This is a genomic window from Pseudomonas sp. RIT357 (assembly GCF_000632245.1).
Lineage (GTDB): Bacteria > Pseudomonadota > Gammaproteobacteria > Pseudomonadales > Pseudomonadaceae > Aquipseudomonas > Aquipseudomonas sivasensis.
On sequence record NZ_JFYX01000015.1, the window covers coordinates 66466 to 84846 of the forward strand.

The 18381-nt window shown below is 60.3% G+C and carries 21 protein-coding genes; 19 read left to right on the top strand and 2 right to left on the bottom strand.

The features are described from left to right. Positions 1-76: 76 nt before the first annotated feature. From fabD to BW43_RS14645, 17 genes are all read left to right on the top strand, one after another. Positions 77-1015, top strand: coding sequence for an ACP S-malonyltransferase (fabD, locus tag BW43_RS14725; RefSeq protein ID WP_032886801.1), 939 nt, complete (start codon positions 77-79; stop codon positions 1013-1015). Positions 1016-1039: 24 nt separating this feature from the next. Continuing rightward, the gene (gene fabG, locus BW43_RS14720; protein ID WP_032886802.1) at positions 1040-1783 is read left to right on the top strand and encodes a 3-oxoacyl-ACP reductase FabG; all 744 of its coding nucleotides are present in this window, start codon (positions 1040-1042) and stop codon (positions 1781-1783) included. A 191-nt stretch (positions 1784-1974) separates the two neighbouring features. Beyond that, complete coding sequence (gene acpP / locus BW43_RS14715; protein ID WP_010566559.1) at positions 1975-2211, top strand: acyl carrier protein; 237 nt, start codon at positions 1975-1977, stop codon at positions 2209-2211. A 127-nt stretch (positions 2212-2338) separates the two neighbouring features. Then, positions 2339-3583, top strand: a complete 1245-nt coding sequence (fabF, locus tag BW43_RS14710) for a beta-ketoacyl-ACP synthase II (RefSeq protein WP_032886804.1) — start codon at positions 2339-2341, stop codon at positions 3581-3583. Next, the gene (pabC, locus tag BW43_RS14705; RefSeq protein WP_032886805.1) at positions 3583-4398 is read left to right on the top strand and encodes an aminodeoxychorismate lyase; all 816 of its coding nucleotides are present in this window, start codon (positions 3583-3585) and stop codon (positions 4396-4398) included. The genes fabF and pabC overlap by 1 nt, the downstream gene beginning before the upstream one ends. Position 4399: 1 nt before the next feature. Further along, a complete protein-coding gene (gene mltG / locus BW43_RS14700; RefSeq protein ID WP_032886806.1) occupies positions 4400-5521 on the top strand; it encodes an endolytic transglycosylase MltG in 1122 nt (373 codons plus the stop codon). Between the two features lie 19 nt (positions 5522-5540). Next, positions 5541-6173, top strand: a complete 633-nt coding sequence (tmk, locus tag BW43_RS14695; protein WP_032886808.1) for a dTMP kinase — start codon at positions 5541-5543, stop codon at positions 6171-6173. Then, a complete protein-coding gene (locus tag BW43_RS14690; RefSeq protein ID WP_032886809.1) occupies positions 6166-7155 on the top strand; it encodes a DNA polymerase III subunit delta' in 990 nt (329 codons plus the stop codon). Before tmk ends, BW43_RS14690 begins: the two co-directional genes overlap by 8 nt. 63 nt (positions 7156-7218) lie before the next feature. Continuing rightward, positions 7219-8004: a TatD family hydrolase gene (locus tag BW43_RS14685; protein WP_032886810.1), complete on the top strand. Its 786-nt coding sequence runs from the start codon at positions 7219-7221 to the stop codon at positions 8002-8004. 448 nt (positions 8005-8452) lie between these two features. After that, positions 8453-9121: a TetR/AcrR family transcriptional regulator gene (locus tag BW43_RS14680; RefSeq protein WP_032886812.1), complete on the top strand. Its 669-nt coding sequence runs from the start codon at positions 8453-8455 to the stop codon at positions 9119-9121. A gap of 113 nt (positions 9122-9234) precedes the next feature. After that, a complete protein-coding gene (locus BW43_RS14675; protein WP_032886813.1) occupies positions 9235-10203 on the top strand; it encodes a GTP 3',8-cyclase MoaA in 969 nt (322 codons plus the stop codon). 113 nt (positions 10204-10316) lie between these two features. Then, on the top strand, positions 10317-10922 hold the full coding sequence (locus BW43_RS14670) for a DUF4823 domain-containing protein (protein ID WP_032886814.1): 606 nt from the start codon (positions 10317-10319) through the stop codon (positions 10920-10922). A 27-nt stretch (positions 10923-10949) separates the two neighbouring features. Further along, complete coding sequence (locus BW43_RS14665; protein ID WP_032886815.1) at positions 10950-11510, top strand: DUF1285 domain-containing protein; 561 nt, start codon at positions 10950-10952, stop codon at positions 11508-11510. A 70-nt stretch (positions 11511-11580) separates the two neighbouring features. Continuing rightward, complete coding sequence (locus BW43_RS14660; RefSeq protein WP_032886816.1) at positions 11581-12294, top strand: GntR family transcriptional regulator; 714 nt, start codon at positions 11581-11583, stop codon at positions 12292-12294. Further along, entirely contained in the window at positions 12291-13292 is a 1002-nt protein-coding gene (locus BW43_RS14655) for an ADP-ribosylglycohydrolase family protein (protein ID WP_032886817.1), read from the top strand. Before BW43_RS14660 ends, BW43_RS14655 begins: the two co-directional genes overlap by 4 nt. 79 nt (positions 13293-13371) lie before the next feature. Further along, on the top strand, positions 13372-14838 hold the full coding sequence (locus tag BW43_RS14650; RefSeq protein WP_032886818.1) for a cytosine permease: 1467 nt from the start codon (positions 13372-13374) through the stop codon (positions 14836-14838). Beyond that, complete coding sequence (locus BW43_RS14645; protein ID WP_032886819.1) at positions 14831-15748, top strand: PfkB family carbohydrate kinase; 918 nt, start codon at positions 14831-14833, stop codon at positions 15746-15748. The genes BW43_RS14650 and BW43_RS14645 overlap by 8 nt, the downstream gene beginning before the upstream one ends. Before the next feature lie 120 nt (positions 15749-15868). Here the strand turns inward: BW43_RS14645 and BW43_RS14640 are convergent, their stop codons facing one another. Together BW43_RS14640 and BW43_RS14635 are read right to left on the bottom strand one after the other, a co-directional pair. Next, on the bottom strand, positions 15869-16129 hold the full coding sequence (locus tag BW43_RS14640; RefSeq protein ID WP_032886820.1) for a hypothetical protein: 261 nt from the start codon (positions 16127-16129) through the stop codon (positions 15869-15871). Positions 16130-16180: 51 nt separating this feature from the next. Further along, positions 16181-16519, bottom strand: a complete 339-nt coding sequence (locus BW43_RS14635) for a hypothetical protein (RefSeq protein ID WP_032886822.1) — start codon at positions 16517-16519, stop codon at positions 16181-16183. 277 nt (positions 16520-16796) lie between these two features. On the opposite strand from BW43_RS14635, the gene BW43_RS14630 reads away from it, so the two are divergent. Both BW43_RS14630 and BW43_RS14625 read left to right on the top strand, forming a co-directional pair. Beyond that, positions 16797-17276, top strand: coding sequence for a GNAT family N-acetyltransferase (locus BW43_RS14630; protein WP_032886823.1), 480 nt, complete (start codon positions 16797-16799; stop codon positions 17274-17276). Positions 17277-17433: 157 nt separating this feature from the next. Then, the gene (locus BW43_RS14625; protein ID WP_032886824.1) at positions 17434-18255 is read left to right on the top strand and encodes an SDR family oxidoreductase; all 822 of its coding nucleotides are present in this window, start codon (positions 17434-17436) and stop codon (positions 18253-18255) included. Positions 18256-18381: the final 126 nt, after the last annotated feature.

The following is an 18381-nucleotide window of genomic DNA, read 5'->3' on the forward strand; positions in this document are numbered from 1 at the left end:
TCCAATCTGTCAGTTTCGCGCGCTCCCATAGTCGGCGCGCGCATTTTTGACGACCAGATCATTAGGGGCTTGTTACATGTCTACATCCCTCGCATTCGTCTTTCCAGGGCAGGGTTCGCAGTCCCTCGGCATGTTGGCCGAGCTGGGCGCGCAATACCCGCTGATCCTGGATACCTTCAAGGAAGCTTCCGAGGCCCTGGGTTACGACCTGTGGGCGCTGACCCAGCAGGGGCCGGAAGAGCAGCTCAATCAAACCGATAAAACGCAACCGGCCATCCTGACCGCTTCGATCGCCTTGTGGCGCCTGTGGCTGGCCGAAGGTGGCGCGCGCCCGGCATTCGTCGCCGGTCACAGCTTGGGCGAATACAGCGCCTTGGTTGCTGCGGGCAGCCTGACCCTCGCCGAAGCGGTCAAGCTGGTCGAGCGTCGTGGTCAACTGATGCAGGAAGCCGTTCCGGCCGGGCAGGGCGGCATGGCCGCTATTCTGGGCCTGGACGACGCCGTGGTGATCGAAGCCTGCGCCGAAGCGGCCCAGGGCGAAGTGGTCAGCGCAGTGAATTTCAACTCCCCTGGCCAGGTGGTGATCGCCGGTGCCAAGGCGGCAGTCGAGCGCGCCATCGAAGGCTGCAAGGCGCGTGGCGCCAAGCGTGCGCTGCCGTTGCCGGTGAGCGTGCCGTCCCACTGCGAGCTGATGCGCCCGGCGGCCGAGCGTTTTGCCGAGTCCATCGCAGCCATCAACTGGCAGGCACCGCAAATTCCCCTGGTGCAGAACGTCAGCGCGGCCGTGGCGGTCGACCTCGACACGCTCAAGCGGGACCTGCTGGAGCAACTCTACAAGCCTGTGCGCTGGGTCGAGTCGGTCCAAACCCTGGCCGCCAACGGCGCCACCGAGCTGGTCGAGTGCGGCCCAGGCAAAGTCCTGGCTGGTCTGAACAAGCGTTGCGCCGACGGCGTGTCGACTGCCAACCTCAATACCCCGGATGCCTTCGCTGCTGCTCGTGCGGCGCTGGCCTGATCCCCGAACTTAGGAGAAGCCTGCATGAGTCTGCAAGGTAAAGTTGCACTGGTTACCGGCGCGAGCCGTGGCATTGGCCAGGCTATCGCCCTGGAACTGGGCCGTCAGGGTGCCGTTGTGATCGGCACCGCCACTTCCGCTTCGGGCGCCGAGCGTATCGCCGCGACCCTGAAGGAAAATGGCGTTCAAGGCACTGGCCTTGAGCTGAACGTGACCAGCGATGAGTCTGTGGCTGCTGTATTGGCCGAGATCACTGCACAGTTCGGCGCACCGGCTATTCTGGTGAACAATGCCGGTATCACGCGCGACAATCTGATGATGCGTATGAAAGACGACGAGTGGTACGACGTGGTCGATACCAACCTGAACAGTCTGTTTCGCCTGTCCAAGGGCGTTTTGCGCGGCATGACCAAGGCTCGTTGGGGTCGAATTATCAATATTGGCTCCGTAGTGGGTGCCATGGGCAACGCAGGCCAAGTAAACTACGCAGCTGCCAAGGCTGGTCTGGAAGGTTTCAGTCGTGCTTTGGCACGTGAGGTCGGCTCGCGGTCGATTACGGTCAACTCGGTGGCCCCAGGGTTCATTGACACCGATATGACCCGCGAACTGCCGGAAGCACAGCGTGAAGGCTTGCTGACGCAGATTCCGCTGGGCCGTCTGGGCCAGGCTCAAGAGATCGCGAATGTGGTCACTTTCCTGGCATCCGACGGTGCGGCATACGTGACTGGGGCTACAATCCCGGTGAACGGCGGGATGTACATGAGTTAAATTGTGACGGATCGCTTCAAAAAAATGTCATACGAGCTGTCTAAAATCCGTTATAAAGCTGCAACTTAATTTATAGGCAGGTGGCGGACCGGGTACAGGGTGAAGCTTTCAGTTGAAAAGCTGAAAAGGCTTTCTATACACTTACCCACTGGCCAGCTGCCTGAATTTGTCCATTAGGAGTTAAACAAGGTATGAGCACCATCGAAGAGCGCGTCAAGAAAATCGTTGCCGAGCAACTGGGCGTCAAAGAAGAAGAAGTGACCAACACTGCTTCCTTCGTAGAAGACCTGGGTGCCGATTCCCTTGACACCGTTGAGCTGGTGATGGCTCTGGAAGAGGAATTCGAGACCGAAATCCCGGACGAAGAAGCTGAAAAAATCACTACTGTTCAAGCTGCTATCGACTACGTTACTGCCCACCAGGCGTAATAGTTTGTAGTCGTCGCTTGCTGTTAGGGAAAACCGCACTGCTGTAACGGCGTGCGGTTTTTTCTTTAGCGGTGATGAAAAAGTAAGCTCTGAAGCAAAGTGTCGTCATTAGAAAAAGGAGAGTGCTGTGTCGCGTAGACGCGTCGTAGTCACCGGTATGGGTATGTTGTCGCCACTGGGTACGGATGTGCCGAGCAGTTGGCAGGGCATTCTGGCTGGCCGCAGTGGTATTGGTCTGATCGAACACACGGACCTTTCTGCCTATTCCACCCGTTTTGGCGGCTCGGTAAAGGGGTTCAATGTCGAGGAATACCTCTCGATCAAAGAGTCCCGCAAACTCGACCTGTTCATTCAATACGGCCTGGCAGCCGGTTTTCAGGCAGTGCGTAACGCCGGCCTGGAAGTCACTGATGCCAACCGTGAGCGCATCGGCGTGGCGATGGGGTCTGGTATTGGTGGTCTGACCAATATCGAAGAAACCAGCCGCACGCTGCACGATACTGGCCCTCGTCGAATTTCACCGTTCTTCGTGCCTGGCTCGATCATCAATATGATTTCCGGCTTCCTGTCCATCCACCTGGGTGCACAGGGACCGAACTACGCCATCGCTACTGCGTGCACCACCGGCACGCATTGCATCGGCATGGCAGCACGCAACATTGCCTACGACGAAGCCGACGTGATGATCGCCGGCGGTGCCGAAATGGCAGCCTGCGGCCTGGGTATGGGCGGCTTTGGCGCGTCCCGTGCGCTGTCGACCCGCAATGACGAGCCGACCCGCGCCAGCCGCCCATGGGACAAGGGTCGTGACGGCTTCGTACTGTCCGATGGTGCCGGTGCCCTGGTGCTGGAGGAGTTGGAGCACGCTAAGGCGCGCGGAGCCACCATCTATGCCGAGCTGATCGGCTTTGGCATGAGCGGCGACGCCTACCACATGACCTCGCCACCGTCTGACGGTGCCGGCGCTGCGCGCTGCATCACCAACGCATTGCGTGATGCGAAGGTCAATGTCGATCAGGTGCAGTACATCAACGCCCATGGCACTTCGACCCCGACCGGTGACTTGGCGGAAGCTGAGGCCATCAAGTCGGTGTTCGGCGAGCACGCTTACAAGCTGGCTGTCAGCTCCACCAAGTCCATGACCGGTCACCTGCTGGGTGCGGCGGGCGCGGTCGAGGCGATCTTCAGCGTGATGGCCATCAAGGATCAGGTCGCTCCGCCGACCATCAACCTGGATGAGCCGGATGAAGGCTGCGACCTGAACTTCGTACCGCACGAGCCGCAACAGATGCCGATCGACGTTGCGATCTCCAACTCGTTCGGATTTGGTGGCACCAACGGTTCCCTGGTGTTCCGCCGGTACGCCGAGTGATGCACAGCTGGGTCGACGGTCAGCCAGCGGACAACGTGCCCCTGAAAGATCGCGGCCTGGCGTATGGCGATGGCCTGTTCGAGACCGTCGCCGTCAAGGCCGGGCAGCCCCTGCTACTCGACCGCCACCTGCAGCGCCTTGATGAGGGCTGCAGGCGCTTTGCGTTCGTGGTCGATCTCGGGTTGATCCGCAACGAAGTGCTTGCCTATGCCGCCGCCCTCGGTGACGGTGTCCTCAAGCTGATCCTTACCCGTGGCGACAGCCTGCGCGGTTACGGCATCAATCCCGACGCACCTGTGCGCCGTATCCTGCAGGGCAGTCCGCCCGCCACCTATCCCCACGCCCATGGAGCCGACGGCATTCGCCTGTTTTCGTGCGCTACCCGTTTGGCGGAGCAGCCCTTGCTGGCCGGCCTGAAGCACCTTAACCGCCTGGAGCAGGTGATCGCGCGTGCCGAATGGCAAGATGTCGAACATGCCGAAGGTTTGATGCTTGATATGTCCGGCCGCGTCATTGAGGGCGTATTCAGCAATCTGTTTCTCGTGCGTAACGGTTTGTTACTAACCGCCGATCTGAAGCGTTGCGGTGTCGCGGGCGTGATGCGTGCCGAGATCCTGGACCAGGCACAATCGCTGGGCATCCCGGTGGCCGTGGCCGACATCACTGTCGAGCAACTGCGGCAGGCCGACGAAGTCTTTGTCTGTAACAGCGTGTATGGCATTTGGCCGGTGCGCGGCTGTGCTGCGATGAGCTGGCCGGTTGGGCCGCTCACCCGTAAACTGCAGGGCATTGTTCGCGCGCTATTGGATATCTGAGTTGATACGAAAACTGGTTGTACTGCTGCTGATCGGTCTGTTCTCGGCGGCTTTGCTGTTGGGGGTCTGCGCCTGGAAATACGACGCTGCCTTGAAGCAGCCGCTGAATCTGACCCAAGAGCAGTTGCTCGATGTGCCGGCAGGGGCGACTCCGACCGGCACCTTCAATCGACTGGAAGCCGACGGCGTGATCGATGGAGCCTTCTGGCTGCGTCTGTATTGGCGCTTTAACCTCGACGGCCAACCGCTGCATAGCGGCGAATACCGAATGACGCCCGGCATGACCGCTGAAGGCCTGATCGGCCTGTGGCAGCGTGGCGACGTGGTGCAATACAGTCTGACACTGGTGGAAGGCTGGAACTTCCGCCAAGTGCGTTCGGCCCTGGCCAAGCATGAAAAGATCGTACAGAGCCTCTCCGGCCTGAGTGACAGCGAAGTGATGGAGAAACTTGGTCACCCTGGGGTGTTTCCCGAAGGGCGATTCTTCCCGGATACGTATCGATTCGTGCGCGGCATGACCGACGTCGAATTCCTTAAAAAAGCTTACAACCGCCTGGACGACGTACTGGCCCAGGAATGGAGCAAGCGCGCCCCCGATGTGCCGTACACCGACCCTTATCAAGCGCTGATCATGGCGTCTCTGGTGGAAAAAGAGACCGGTGTGCCGGAGGAGCGTGGCCAGATTGCCGGTGTGTTCGTCCGCCGTCTGAAGATCGGCATGCTGCTGCAGACCGACCCTACGGTGATCTACGGCCTGGGTGAGCGTTACAACGGCAAATTGACGCGCGCTCACCTCAAGGAATCCAACCCTTACAACACCTACATGATTGCCGGGCTGCCGCCGACGCCAATCGCCATGGTCGGCCGCGAGGCGATCCATGCCGCATTGAACCCGGTGCCTGGCAGCAGCCTGTATTTCGTCGCCCGTGGCGATGGCAGTCATATTTTCTCCGATGACCTGGGTGCGCATAATGCCGCCGTGCGTGAGTTCCAGCTCAAACGCCGTGCCGATTACCGCTCCAGTCCGGCACCGGTGGTAAAACCTCCGGAAGATGCAACGCCGCCAACGGAAGCGCCCGCCGAGCCCGTGCTGGACACCATCGCGCCGCAAAGCCCGCAATGACTCTGACTAAGGACTGCCTGTGACTGGCTTGTTTATTACCCTGGAAGGCCCGGAAGGCGCCGGCAAAAGCACCAACCGCGATTACTTGGCAGAGCGCTTGCGTGCCGAAGGCATCGAGGTGGTGTTGACCCGTGAGCCCGGCGGTACGCCTTTGGCCGAGCGCATCCGTGAAGTGTTGCTGGCTCCAGGCGAAGAACAGATGAACCCGGACACCGAGCTGCTACTGGTGTTCGCTGCCCGGGCACAACATCTGGCCGAAGTGATTCGCCCGGCCCTGGCCCGCGGTGCCGTGGTGATTTGCGACCGGTTTACCGATTCCACCTACGCCTACCAGGGCGGCGGCCGCGGCTTGTCATTGGCGCGCATCGCTACCCTGGAAACGTTCGTGCAAGGTGATTTGCGTCCTGACCTGACCCTGTTGTTCGACTTGCCCGTAGAAGTGGGCATGGCCCGCGCCAGTGCTCGTGGTCGTCTCGATCGCTTCGAACTCGAAGGCCAGGCGTTCTTCGATGCTGTGCGCAGCGCGTTTCTCAAACGTGCTCAGGTCGAACCTGCTCGCTATCACCTGCTTGACGCATCCCAGCCGTTGGCCAAGGTGCAGCAGGCCATCGACGGGTTGTTGCCAACACTGTTGGAGCGCGCCCGTGGCTGAAGCCTACCCGTGGCAGGACAGTCTCTGGCAACAGTTAGCCGGCCGCGCCCAGCATGCTCATGCCTACTTGTTGCATGGGCCAATCGGTATTGGTAAACGAGCCCTTGCCGAGCGCCTGATGGCCAGCCTGCTGTGCCAGCGTCCGGTTAACTTGGAGGCTTGTGGCGAGTGCAAATCCTGCCTGTTGCTCAAGGCTGGCAGCCATCCGGACAATTACCTGCTGGAGCCCGAGGAAGCCGACAAGGCGATCAAGGTCGACCAAGTACGTGATCTCGTCAGCTTCGTGGTGCAAACCGCGCAGATGGGCGGGCGCAAGGTGGTGCTGATCGAGCCGGTAGAAGCGATGAATATCAACGCCGCCAACGCCCTGCTCAAAAGCCTGGAAGAACCCTCCGGCGATACTGTGCTGTTGCTCGTGAGCCACCAGTCAAGCCGCCTGTTGCCGACCATCCGCAGCCGCTGCGTGCAGCAGGCCTGTCCGCTGCCAAGCGAGGCGATTAGCCTGCAATGGCTGGCGCAGGCACTGCCAGACTGCTCCGCCGATGAACGTGTCGAACTACTGACCCTGGCCGCCGGTTCGCCCTTGGCGGCCGTGAAGCTGCAAGCCCAAGGCGTGCGTGACCAGCGCGCGCTGGTGGTGGATGGGGTTAAAAAACTGCTCAAGCAGGAACTGTCTGCGACACAACTGGCCGAAAGCGCCTGGAAAGACATTCCCCTGTTGCTGCTGTTCGACTGGTTCTGCGACTGGTCGAGCCTGATCCTGCGGTATCAGTTGACCCAGGATGAAAATGGCCTGGGCCTGCAGGACATGCGCAAGGTGGTGCAGTATCTCGCGCAGAAAAGCGCGCAGGACAAGGTGCTGTCCATCCAGGACTGGATCCTCGCCCAGCGCCAGAAAGTGCTCGGCAAGGCCAACCTCAACCGTGTGCTGTTGCTTGAAGCGCTGCTGGTGCAGTGGGTGGGCTTGCTCGGCCGCCGTTAATTTCCGTGACCGACGGATGTATCGTCGGCCAGACACTTTCCGTGACTCAAGTTGTAACTTCCTATGCTCGTAGATTCCCACTGCCACCTTGATCGTCTTGACCTCGCCCAGCACGGCGGCTCCCTCGATGCCGCCCTGGAAGCGGCTCGCCAGCGCGGAGTCGGGCATTTCCTGTGCATCGGCGTCAGCGCCGACAACGCCGCCGACGTCAAAGCCTTGGCTGATCGTTATGCCGACGTGGATTGCTCAGTGGGTATCCACCCGCTGGACCTCAAGCCTGGCGAGGCCCCGGTCCTCGACTGGCTGCTGGGCGAACTCAACCATCCGCGTGTAGTGGCCATCGGCGAGACCGGCCTGGATTACCACTACGAACCCGAAGCTGCCGAGTTGCAGCAGGCATCCTTTCGCCTGCATCTGCAAGCCGCCCAGCAGACGGGCAAACCGGTGATTGTCCATACCCGCGGCGCCCGTGCCGACACGCTCACCTTGCTGCGCGAAGCCGCGTTGCCCCAGGCCGGCGTATTGCACTGCTTCACTGAAGACTGGGACATGGCCAAGGCGGCGTTGGACCTGGGTTTCTATATCTCCCTGTCGGGTATCGTCACTTTTCGCAATGCCGACGCGTTGCGTGACGTGGCCCGCCAAGTCCCGGCCGATCGCCTGTTGGTGGAAACGGACTCGCCGTACTTGGCGCCCATCCCCCATCGCGGCAAGCCGAACCTGCCGGAGTACGTGCGTGATGTGGCGGATTATCTGGCGATGCTGCGGGGTGAGTCCTACGAGCGTTTTGCGCAACAGACTACCGAGAACTTCAAGCGCCTGTTTCCATTGGCTCACGTCGCTTCGTAGATCCAGGGTCAAATTGCGGGCAAAAAAAACCCGGGTTCTGGGGGGTGAATCCGGGTTAAGACCATTAGGAGTAAAGCAAGGGCACACAGTCCGTCGGTACCCAGGTCGGCGCTTCACTTGGGGGAGATGTTACGCCGACAGTTCAAGTATTGATCAGTATCTGATTCAGTCCAGTCGCGACTGATCGTTTTTTAAACAGATTTGGAATACACGCGCTTCGCTTGAGTTCTCATTAGGCCGGTGCACGGGTGCAGTTGTTGCGTATTATTTCTGACTGATAGCCATGAAATCGTTGGCAGTCTGAAAGTAAAGTGCATGGCGGGTTCACATAGACGTTGCCCAACGACCGTTCAGTCGGGATAATCCCTCGCACTGGGTAAATCGTATCGCCATGTAATCTTGGTCATGCGCAACCCTCCCTATTCCGACCTTTGCAGACCTCTTCCTCATGCACAAAGAACCCCGTAAGGTCCGTGAGTTTCGCCGCCGTGAGCAGGAAATTCTCGACACCGCACTCAAATTGTTCCTCGAACAAGGCGAAGACAGCGTCACCGTCGAGATGATCGCGGATGCCGTGGGTATCGGCAAAGGTACGATCTACAAGCACTTCAAGTCCAAGGCGGAGATCTACCTGCGCCTGATGCTCGACTACGAGCGCGACTTGAACGAGCTGCTGCATTCGGCCGATGTCGATAAAGACAAGGAAGCGCTGTCCCGCGCCTACTTCGAGTTCCGTATGCGTGATCCGCAGCGCTATCGCCTGTTCGACCGCCTGGAGGAGAAGGTCGTCAAGGGCCATCAGGTGCCAGAGATGGTCGAAGAGCTGCACAAGATCCGCGCCTCGAACTTCGAACGCCTGACCCTGTTGATCAAGGGCCGTATCAGTGAAGGCAAGCTTGAAGACGTACCTCCTTATTTCCACTATTGCGCGGCTTGGGCCTTGGTGCACGGCGCCGTGGCGCTGTACCACTCGCCATTCTGGAGCAATGTGCTGGAAGACCAGGAAGGTTTCTTCCAGTTCCTGATGGACATTGGCGTACGCATGGGCAACAAGCGCAAGCATAGCGCCGAGCCAGCAGCCGTCGAGTCTGCGCCCGTTGAGACGCCTGCGTCGTAATCTTTACTGCCAGGCGTAGTACCCCAGGAATATACTCAGGCAAGGACCTTGCTAAAAGCTGATTTATCAGTCAGTTTTTAGCGCGCCCGAATCATCCTCTGCCGGAGTGATCCATGATCGTTGATCGTCAAGGCAGGCGTTTTCGCAATTTGCGGATCAGCCTGACTTCAGCCTGCAACTACGCCTGTACCTACTGCGTGCCCAACGGCAAGCGGCTGGTGGCTGCCCAAGACGAACTCTCGGCCGAGGCCATGGCCCGTGGCGTGGCTTACCTGATCGAAGCGGCGGGCATCGACCGACTGCGCATCACGGGTGGCGAGCCGCTGGTCAGCCCCAAGCTGGAAGCCTTCATGAGCGCAGTCGGTGGCATGGGTCTCAGCGATATCAGCTTGACCACCAACGGCCAGTTGCTGGCGCGCAAACTGCCGCTGTTGGTGGATGCCGGCATTCGGCGTATCAACGTCTCTCTCGATACCTTGGACGCGGACGCCTTCCGCAGCATCGCCCGTGGTGGCGACTTGGCCACCGTGCTCGATGGCATGGACCAAGCGCGCGCTGCAGGAATCAAGATCAAGGTCAACATGGTGCCGTTGCGCGGCCAGAACCTCGACCAAGTGATACCGCTGCTCGACTACTGCTTGGAGCGTGGTTACGAGCTGCGCTTTATCGAGTTGATGCGCATGGGCCACCTGGCCAAGGATTCCAACGCGTTCCTGCAGCAATTCGTCAGCCTGCAGCAACTGCTCAGCCTGATTGGCGAACATCACGAATACCTGCAAGCCAACGCACCAGTGGACGCAACCGCAGTTCGCTACGAGGTACCGGGCAAAGGCTACTTTGGCGTGATCGCCAACGAGAGCGTTCCATTCTGCCGTACCTGCTCACGGTTGCGCCTGTCGTCCACCGGCTGGCTGCATGGCTGCTTGTCTTCCAGCAACCGCCACTATGTCGGAGACCTGCTCGACAAACCGCGCCACCAGGCACTGCCGGCGCTGCAAGGCTTGCTGATGAAAGCCCTGGGCGACAAACAGGAAGTGGCATTCTCCGGCGGCGCGACGATCATGAAGATCATCGGCGGCTAACGCTATCCCAAGGTTACCCATCACCCAATATGGGAGTTGCCTTCAAGCTGGCGCAGAACCTGCATCTCACGTCCATTCGCCGGTTTTCCGTCACCGGCTTCTGGAGGATTAGGATGCGTAATCTGGTTTTGTTGCTGGCGTCATTGACGCTGAGTGGTTGCATGACCGTCAGCGATATGGCCGAAGGCACCCGCTATCAGATGAGCGACGCCGGGTTGCTTGACCACAGTGATACCCGCCGTACCGCCTCGGTTCGCATACAGCCGGACTCCTTTGTTTTCATCGCGCAGGGTGCCTTCGTGCCGCCGGGCAGCGCCTATCCGCGACCGAACGTGGTGGCCGAAGAAGCCTTCAACGGATTCGTCGAATACTTCCCCATGGTGCGCCGCGCCCGTCAGCCCGAAGGTTTGGAACAGGCGATGGCCGAAGCTCGTGCGGCAGGCGCCCATTACCTGCTGTACTGCCGATTCGCCAAGGCAGATGACCGTATCGGCAACGCCGACGAATGGGCCGATCAAGAGGCCTTGGACCGGGTAGGGCTAGACAGTGGCGTAATCCAGATCATGTTGATCGAGACCAGTACCCAGTATTTGATTGATACTGCACGCATTCGCAGTCGTGGCGGTTTACTGACGTTCCACGACAATCGGCCACAAGACTTGATTGCCCGCCCGCTGGCGCAGTACGCCCGAGGCCTGCTGGGTATGAGCGATCAGTAAGGCCAGATCAAAAAAAGGGAGGACCCCATGACCGATTCCGCCAAGGCCAACGACCTTTTGGCCCAACTGCCCAAAGGCAAGGGACCGGCACCGGTGCACCTGTGGAACCCGGACTTCTGCGGCAACATCGACATGCGCATCGCCCGCGATGGCACCTGGTTCTACCAAGGCACGCCTATTGGGCGAAAGCCGATGGTCAAGTTGTTCTCCAATATCATTCGCCGCGATGGCGATGATTATTTCCTGATTACTCCCGTGGAAAAAGTCGGCATCACCGTCGATGATGCGCCCTTTGTCGCGTTGACCCTGGAGGTTGAAGGGCAGGGTGAAAGCCAGTTGCTGCGCTTCACCACCAACGTCGATGAACAGATCGAAGCCGATATCGAACACCCGATGCGGGTGGTCATCGACCCCGTCACCCAGGAACCTGCGCCCTATCTACGGGTGCGTACCAACCTCGAAGCGCTGGTGCACCGCAACGTGTTCTATCAATTGGTCGAGCTTGCTGTAAGCCGTCCGATCAACGGTCAGAACTGGCTGGGCGTGTGGAGCGGTGGCGAGTTTTTCCCGATCGGCGTGGAACCTTGAGGCCGGTTTTTTCACCTTCTTGAAATAATAAGCTTGCTGCTAACGGGCGCTTTCGGTTATCAATTTGTACATGATTAGACATGTTCGATTTGATAAGAAAAAACGCGTCGTCGACGAGCTCATCCGCCGTATCGAGGGTGGGGTGATGGCCGACGGTTTCCTGCTGCCAGGCGAGCACCAACTAGCGGAAGAGTTTGCAGTCAGCCGCGGCACCCTGCGCGAAGCCCTGGCCGAACTCAAGCGGCGCAATTACATTGCGACCCAGAGCGGCGTCGGCTCCATCGTCACATTTGACGGCATGGTGCTCGATCAAAACAGCGGGTGGGCCCAGGCCTTGGCGGACAATGGCGCCTTGGTGACCACCGATGTCCTGCGCCTGGAAGCGGTGACGCGCCCCGACCTGTTCAGCCGGTTCGGCACCGATCAATTTATCGCCCTCGACCGCCGCCGGCGCACCACCGATGGTACCGCCGTGTCCCTTGAACGTTCGTTGATGCCAGCGTCCGGTGGCCTGGAAAGCCTGCCCCGCGTCGGCCTGATCGACAATTCCCTGACCATCACCCTGGCGGCCTACGGCTATGTCGGCGCCGAAGGTGACCAGTGGATCGGCGCCGAACCCCTCAGCGATGAAGACGCCCAACTGCTCGGTCGCCCGGCGGGGACCGTATTCCTCAAGGCATCGCGCACCACCTATGACCGGCGCGAGCGTTTCATGGAGCACGTCGAAAGCTTGCTTGACCCTCTGCACTTTCGCCTGCACCTGCAATTTGGATCGTCGAAATGACCTCGAATAACCGCGCCGTTGGCGCTTTCTACGGTCTCGCGCTGGGTGATGCCCTGGGCATGCCTACTCAGTCCCTCAGCCGCGAGCAGGTGCGACAGCGCTTCGGTGCTATCACCACCTTGGAAGATGCCGGTGCCGACCAACCTATCGCGCCGAACATGCCCGCCGGTTCCATTACCGATGACACCGAACAGGCAATTTTGGTCGGCGAGTTGCTGGTTGAAGGCCAAGGCAAGATTGAGCCCACCGTGCTCGCCCAGCGCCTGATCGACTGGGAAGCGGTGATGCGTGCCAAGGGTTCCCAGGACCTGCTCGGCCCGTCGACCAAGCGTGCCATCGACATGATCCTTGCCGGTCATACCCCGGAAGAGTCCGGCCGCTACGGCACCACCAACGGTGCCGCCATGCGCATCACGCCGGTGGGAATCGCCGCCGATGTCAGCGACCCGGCAGCGTTTATCCAGGCGGTCATCCAGGCGTGCCAGGTCACCCACAACACCACCTTGGGCATCTCCAGTGCAGCGGCGGTGGCGGCGGTGGTGTCAGCCGGTATCAACGGTGCGGACCTCGGCGAAGCGTTGAATATTGGCGCCCAGATCGCCCGACAGGCGGAAGGCCACGGTCATTGGATTGCTGGCGGGCGTATCTCCACCCGTATCAGTTGGGCGCGCACTCTGAGTGTCGGCAGCGGTGACAAAGCGTTGTTTGCTGAACTGCTCTACGAATTGATCGGCACCTCAGTCGCCTCCCAGGAGTCGGTGGTGGTGTCGTTTGCCCTCGCCCAGCAAGTGGCAGTGGGGGATATGAACGCCTTCGAGGCTTTGTGCCTGGCCGCCAGCCTTGGCGGTGACACCGACACCATTGCGGCGATTCTGGGTGCAATGCTCGGCGCCTGTTTAGGCATGCAGTGCTGGCCTGCGGCAATGATCGAACAGATCAAGGCCGTGAATGGGTTGGACTTGCAGCCGTTGGTTGAAGATCTGTTGAAAATGCGCTGAGTCAGGACAGTTGGGAAGACCGATTCACCTTGCACACCTGCCACAACCACAACAATACCGGCACCAGGAGCACCCCCTCATGAGCAGCACCTCTTCCGGCCAAAGCGCCGGACAATTGGAAACACGCGGCATCGAACCGGTCCCCGAAGGCGAGTGCAATGGCCATCCGCTGCAACTGTTCTGGGTGTGGTTCGCCGCCAACATCAGCATCCTCGGCTTGCCGCTCGGCGCGACGCTGGTGGCGTTCCGTGGCCTGGCAATCTGGCAGGCGATCATCGTGGCGATCCTCGGCGCAGCAGGCTCCTTCGCGGTGGTGGGCATCATCTCCATCGCTGGCCGTCGTGGCCGGGCACCCAGCCTGACCCTGTCCCGCGCTATCTTCGGCGTGCGTGGCAATATCGGCCCAACGCTGGTGTCGCTGATGTCGCGCCTCGGCTGGGAAACCGTCAACACCACCACCGCCGCCTTTGTGCTGCTGTCGTTGTGTTCGATCCTGTTCGGGTCGCCGGTCGAGGCCAAAAGCGCGCCGGTGCTGACCCTGATCTTTATTGCCATCTTCGTGTTGCTGACCCTGTCCGTTTCCGGCCTGGGCCATGCCACCCTGCTGGTCATCCAGAAGTGGGCCACGTACGTGTTTGGTGCGTTGAATATCCTGGTCGGCGGCTTCCTCTGCGCCACCATCGACTGGAGCGCCGTGTTCAACGCCACACCCGCACCGCTGAGCGCAATGATCATCGGCATAGGCACCATGGCCGCCGGCACCGGTATCGGTTGGGCCAACGCCGGTGCCGACATGTCGCGCTACCAGCACCGCAGCGTCAAGGCCGTGCGTCTGGTGGCATCCGCCGCGTTTGGTGCGGGCATTCCGCTGGTACTGCTCATCACCCTCGGCGGCTTGCTGTCGGTGGGCAACAACGACCTGGCCTCAGCCACCGACCCGATCATCGCGATCCGGGACATGCTGCCTACCTGGATGGCCGTGCCGTACCTGATCACCGCGTTTGGCGGTTTGCTGCTGTCCAATAACCTGTCGGTATACTCGGCCGGTCTCACCACCTTGACCCTCGGCTTGAAGGTCAAGCGCGTGCACGCAGTGATCGTCGACATCGTCGCGATCTTCGCCGGTTCGATTTACTTCATGTTGATTGCCGACAGTTTCTACGGTCCGTTCATCACCTTCATCTCGTTGCTGGCGGTGCCGATTACCGCGTGGGTCGGGATCTTTGTGGTCGACCTGATCCACCGTCACTACTACAGCCCCAAGGATCTGCTGGACGTCAGCCCCAGCAGCGCCTACTGGTATCGCGGCGGTGTGGAGTGGCGTGCGTTCGGCGCGTGGGCCGTGGCGATTGTGCTGGGCTTTAGCTTCACCACCATCGGTACCACCGCCGAAAATATCTGGTTCGCCGGGCCGCTGTCCGACTCCTGGCTGGGCCACAACGGCCTGGGCTGGATTGTCACCTTTCTGGTGGCCGGCGGGATTTATGCCGTACTGGGCGGCGCGGCTGATCGTCGCCCAGCGTTAGTAGAGAGCCCCAATGTCTAGATTGCTGCACACCGGCCAGGTCATTGTTGACCTGGTCATGGCCCTCGATACCTTGCCCGCCACCGGCGGCGACGTGCTCGCCAAGTCCGCCGGTTTCGAAGCCGGCGGCGGCTTCAATGTGATGGCGGCGGCACGACGCAATGGGTTGCCGGTGGTTTACCTAGGGCGCCACGGCAACGGCCGCTTTGGCGACCTGGCCCGCGCGGCGATGCAGGCCGAGGGCGTGGAAGTGGCCCAGGCGGCAAGTGAGGGCAAGGACACCGGGTTGTGTGTCTCGCTGACCGAGGCCACCACCGAGCGTACCTTCATCTCCCATATCGGCGCTGAAGGTGACTTGACTGCCGATGACTTAGCGCGCGTCGTTCCCCAGGCTGATGATTATGTATACGTCAGCGGCTACAGCCTGCTGCTGGAAGGCAAAGCGCAGGCGTTGCTCGATTGGTTACTGGCGTTACCCCGCGCGATCACCGTGGTGTTCGACCCGGGCCCGCTGGTCAAGGCGCCCGATTCTGCACTGATGATTGCCTTGCTGCCACGTATCGACATCTGGACCAGCAATGGCCCGGAAGCCTTGGCGTTTACCGGTGCGAAAACACTGGCGGACGCACTGCTGGACCTCAATCGGCATCTGCCTGATGGCGCGCTGCTGGTGGTGCGTGATGGACCGAACGGCTGTTGGGTCAGTCGCCACGGACATGCCGACCATGTGCCAGGCTTTAAGGTGAGGGCAGTGGATAGCAATGGCGCGGGTGATGCGCATGCGGGGGTGTTTATCGCAGGTTTGGCTGCGGGTTTGACACCGTGTGAGGCAGCGCGTCGGGCGAATGCGGCGGCGGCGCTGGCGGTGACCCGTTGGGGCCCGGCCACCTCGCCCGGCACCGACGAAGTTGACGCTTTGCTCACTCACTGAGCGCGGAGCAGACATGTGGAAGGGGGCGTGCTCCCGATTGCAGTGCATCAGCCCATGAACAGGTGGCTGACATACTGCTATCGGGAGCACGCCCCCTCGCACATTTGGTTGGTGTGGAGGCTACTGACCGGCGTCCAGTTTGCGCGCCTCATCCACTCCAGATGCCGTCAGCTTGATCGGCAAGTTCAGCGAGTATTCACCGGCGTCGTCGGTGGTCACATGCCCATCCTTGATAAACCCGCGGTCCTGTAGGAACGCCAACACACTGGCGACCTCCTTTTCGCCGCGGTAGTTATCCAGCACCTCCTTGCCCAAACCTTGTGGGTGGGCGTGCAGCAGGCGGGTGAGGACTTCTTTTTCAAGGTTTCTATCGACGTTCATGCGTACCTCTTCACTGGGAAATGATCGGGTGTTCATCTTGCGGTCGAGTGCTTAAGGCGCAGGTTGTTTCGGCGCGCCGGGCAGGTTCGAGTCGTCGCCTTTGTTGATCTTCGGCTCATTGATCGACGGGCCCATTTTACCGTTGCCGACTGCGGCAGGTGCCTGGCGCTCGGTGTCGTGGCCCTTGGTATGCGGGTCGGCGCCGTTGGCGTTATCAATGACTGCGCCACCATTGGTGTCCAGGCCGGTGCCCATGGATTTTTGCGATTCGGTGGTGGCGTCAGGCGTAGGATCGGTCGGGCCGGTGGTCGAGCTGGCAGCGACGGCGCTCAGCGATGCGGCGGACAGCAGGCCGGTGAGGGCGAAGGCAGCAAACTTGGAAGGCTTCATGAGGATATCTCCATAGAATTAATGTCCTTACCCTCTATTGGTCAGTTGCCGTTTGTTGATGGTGCCTTGATGGCGACGAACGGTATCAGCGCGCCTGTAAGATTTTGTGTGGCGCGGCCCCTCACCACACCCGCCGCGCCACCCCCGGCTTTGTCGTGTGCGTGCGGGTGCTTGCAGCAGCGCAGGCCGGCGTAACTGCACGGCCCATGAAAATGCGCTGCAATCAGTCATCAAAGCGCCTTAGTATGTCGGCTTTGAAATTGCCCAAGGCTTGCCCATGACCATCGAGATTCGCCCCGCCGTGCCCAGCGATGCTGCGCAGATCCTGACGTTCATCACCGAACTCGCCGAGTATGAGAAAGCCCGGCATGAAGTGATCGCCAGCGTGGTGGATATCCAGCGCAGCCTGTTCAGCGAGGGCGCCACCGCCCATGGCCTGATCTGCTTGCGCGATGGGCTGCCGATTGGTTTTGCGGTGTTCTTTTTCAGCTATTCCACCTGGCTGGGCAGCAACTGCTTGTACCTGGAAGACCTCTATATCAACCCCGAGCAGCGCGGTGGCGGGGCGGGCAAGAAGTTGCTGCGCCACCTGGCCAAGATCGCGTTTGATAACGGCTGCGCGCGCTTCGAGTGGAGCGTGCTGGACTGGAACGAGCCAGCGATTGCCTTCTACAAATCCATCGGCGCCCAGCCCCAGGAAGAGTGGGTGCGCTATCGCATGGAAGGTGATGCATTACGGGATTTTGCCCTGGGCTGATTGTCATCCCGCCTACAAAACCGGCCAATCCAGGGCCGGTTTTTTTATGTAAAAGCTCACAATATGGGATGCAAATTTATATATTGAGATGTTTCTGGGTCTGGGTTTATAGTCGGCGGCATCAGCACTCACTACCAAAAATAAAACAGGTGAAGCGATGCAGGCACAACCGTTGTCACTCCCCGCCGTGCCCGAGCCCACTTACGGCGAGCGGCTCAAAGGCAAGGTGGTGATCATTACCGGCGCCGCCCAAGGCATTGGCGAAGCGATCGTCGCGTGTTTCCAGGCCCAGCAGGCGCGCCTGGTTATCGCCGATATTCAGGGTGAAAAAGTCGAGAAGGTGGCCGCCCATTGGCGCGAACGCGGTGCGCAGATTTACGCGCAAGCCGTCGACATCACTTCAAAAGAGCAATGGCAGGCGCTGGTCAATGTGGCCATTGAGCGCTTTGGTCGCGTGGATGTGCTGGTCAACTGTGCTGGCGTCAATGTGTTCTGCGACCCGCTGGAGATGACCGACGAAGATTGGCGCCGCTGCTTCGCCATTGACCTCGACGGCGCCTGGTTTGGCTGCCGCACGGTGCTACCGCACATGATTGAGCAGGGCGTCGGCAACATCATCAATATCGCCTCTACCCATTCCAGCCACATCATTCCTGGTTGCTTCCCGTACCCCGTCGCCAAGCATGGCTTGCTCGGCCTCACCCGAGCCCTCGGTATCGAATACGCGCCCAAGGGCATTCGCGTTAACGCTATCGCGCCGGGCTATATCGAAACCCAACTCAACGTCGACTACTGGAACGGTTTTTCCGACCCCCACGCCGAGCGCCAGCGCGCATTTGACCTGCACCCGCCCAAACGCATCGGCCAGCCGGTGGAGGTGGCGATGACTGCGCTGTTTTTGGCCACCGACGAGGCGCCCTTTATCAATGCCACCTGCCTGATGATCGATGGCGGGCGGTCTGTGATGTATCACGACTAGAACTTTTACCGCTCAATAACAATAAAAGGTGTCGTTCATGAAAAAAGCTCTACGCGTCCTTGCCGCCGCCGTTGCTTTAAGCAGCCTCAGCAGCCTCGCATCCGCCGAAGAAGTGAAGATCGGCTT

Excerpts from the sequence above, each read along its gene's own strand:
- fabD (WP_032886801.1), top strand. The coding sequence starts at position 77 with ATGTCTACATCCCTCGCATTCGTCTTTCCAGGGCAGGGTTCGCAGTCC.
- fabG (WP_032886802.1), top strand. The coding sequence starts at position 1,040 with ATGAGTCTGCAAGGTAAAGTTGCACTGGTTACCGGCGCGAGCCGTGGC.
- acpP (WP_010566559.1), top strand. The coding sequence starts at position 1,975 with ATGAGCACCATCGAAGAGCGCGTCAAGAAAATCGTTGCCGAGCAACTG.
- pabC (WP_032886805.1), top strand. The coding sequence starts at position 3,583 with ATGCACAGCTGGGTCGACGGTCAGCCAGCGGACAACGTGCCCCTGAAA.
- BW43_RS14685 (WP_032886810.1), top strand. The coding sequence starts at position 7,219 with ATGCTCGTAGATTCCCACTGCCACCTTGATCGTCTTGACCTCGCCCAG.
- BW43_RS14680 (WP_032886812.1), top strand. The coding sequence starts at position 8,453 with ATGCACAAAGAACCCCGTAAGGTCCGTGAGTTTCGCCGCCGTGAGCAG.
- BW43_RS14675 (WP_032886813.1), top strand. The coding sequence starts at position 9,235 with ATGATCGTTGATCGTCAAGGCAGGCGTTTTCGCAATTTGCGGATCAGC.
- BW43_RS14670 (WP_032886814.1), top strand. The coding sequence starts at position 10,317 with ATGCGTAATCTGGTTTTGTTGCTGGCGTCATTGACGCTGAGTGGTTGC.
- BW43_RS14665 (WP_032886815.1), top strand. The coding sequence starts at position 10,950 with ATGACCGATTCCGCCAAGGCCAACGACCTTTTGGCCCAACTGCCCAAA.
- BW43_RS14660 (WP_032886816.1), top strand. The coding sequence starts at position 11,581 with ATGATTAGACATGTTCGATTTGATAAGAAAAAACGCGTCGTCGACGAG.
- BW43_RS14655 (WP_032886817.1), top strand. The coding sequence starts at position 12,291 with ATGACCTCGAATAACCGCGCCGTTGGCGCTTTCTACGGTCTCGCGCTG.
- BW43_RS14650 (WP_032886818.1), top strand. The coding sequence starts at position 13,372 with ATGAGCAGCACCTCTTCCGGCCAAAGCGCCGGACAATTGGAAACACGC.
- BW43_RS14645 (WP_032886819.1), top strand. The coding sequence starts at position 14,831 with ATGTCTAGATTGCTGCACACCGGCCAGGTCATTGTTGACCTGGTCATG.
- BW43_RS14640 (WP_032886820.1), bottom strand. The coding sequence starts at position 16,129 with ATGAACGTCGATAGAAACCTTGAAAAAGAAGTCCTCACCCGCCTGCTG.
- BW43_RS14635 (WP_032886822.1), bottom strand. The coding sequence starts at position 16,519 with ATGAAGCCTTCCAAGTTTGCTGCCTTCGCCCTCACCGGCCTGCTGTCC.
- BW43_RS14630 (WP_032886823.1), top strand. The coding sequence starts at position 16,797 with ATGACCATCGAGATTCGCCCCGCCGTGCCCAGCGATGCTGCGCAGATC.
- BW43_RS14625 (WP_032886824.1), top strand. The coding sequence starts at position 17,434 with ATGCAGGCACAACCGTTGTCACTCCCCGCCGTGCCCGAGCCCACTTAC.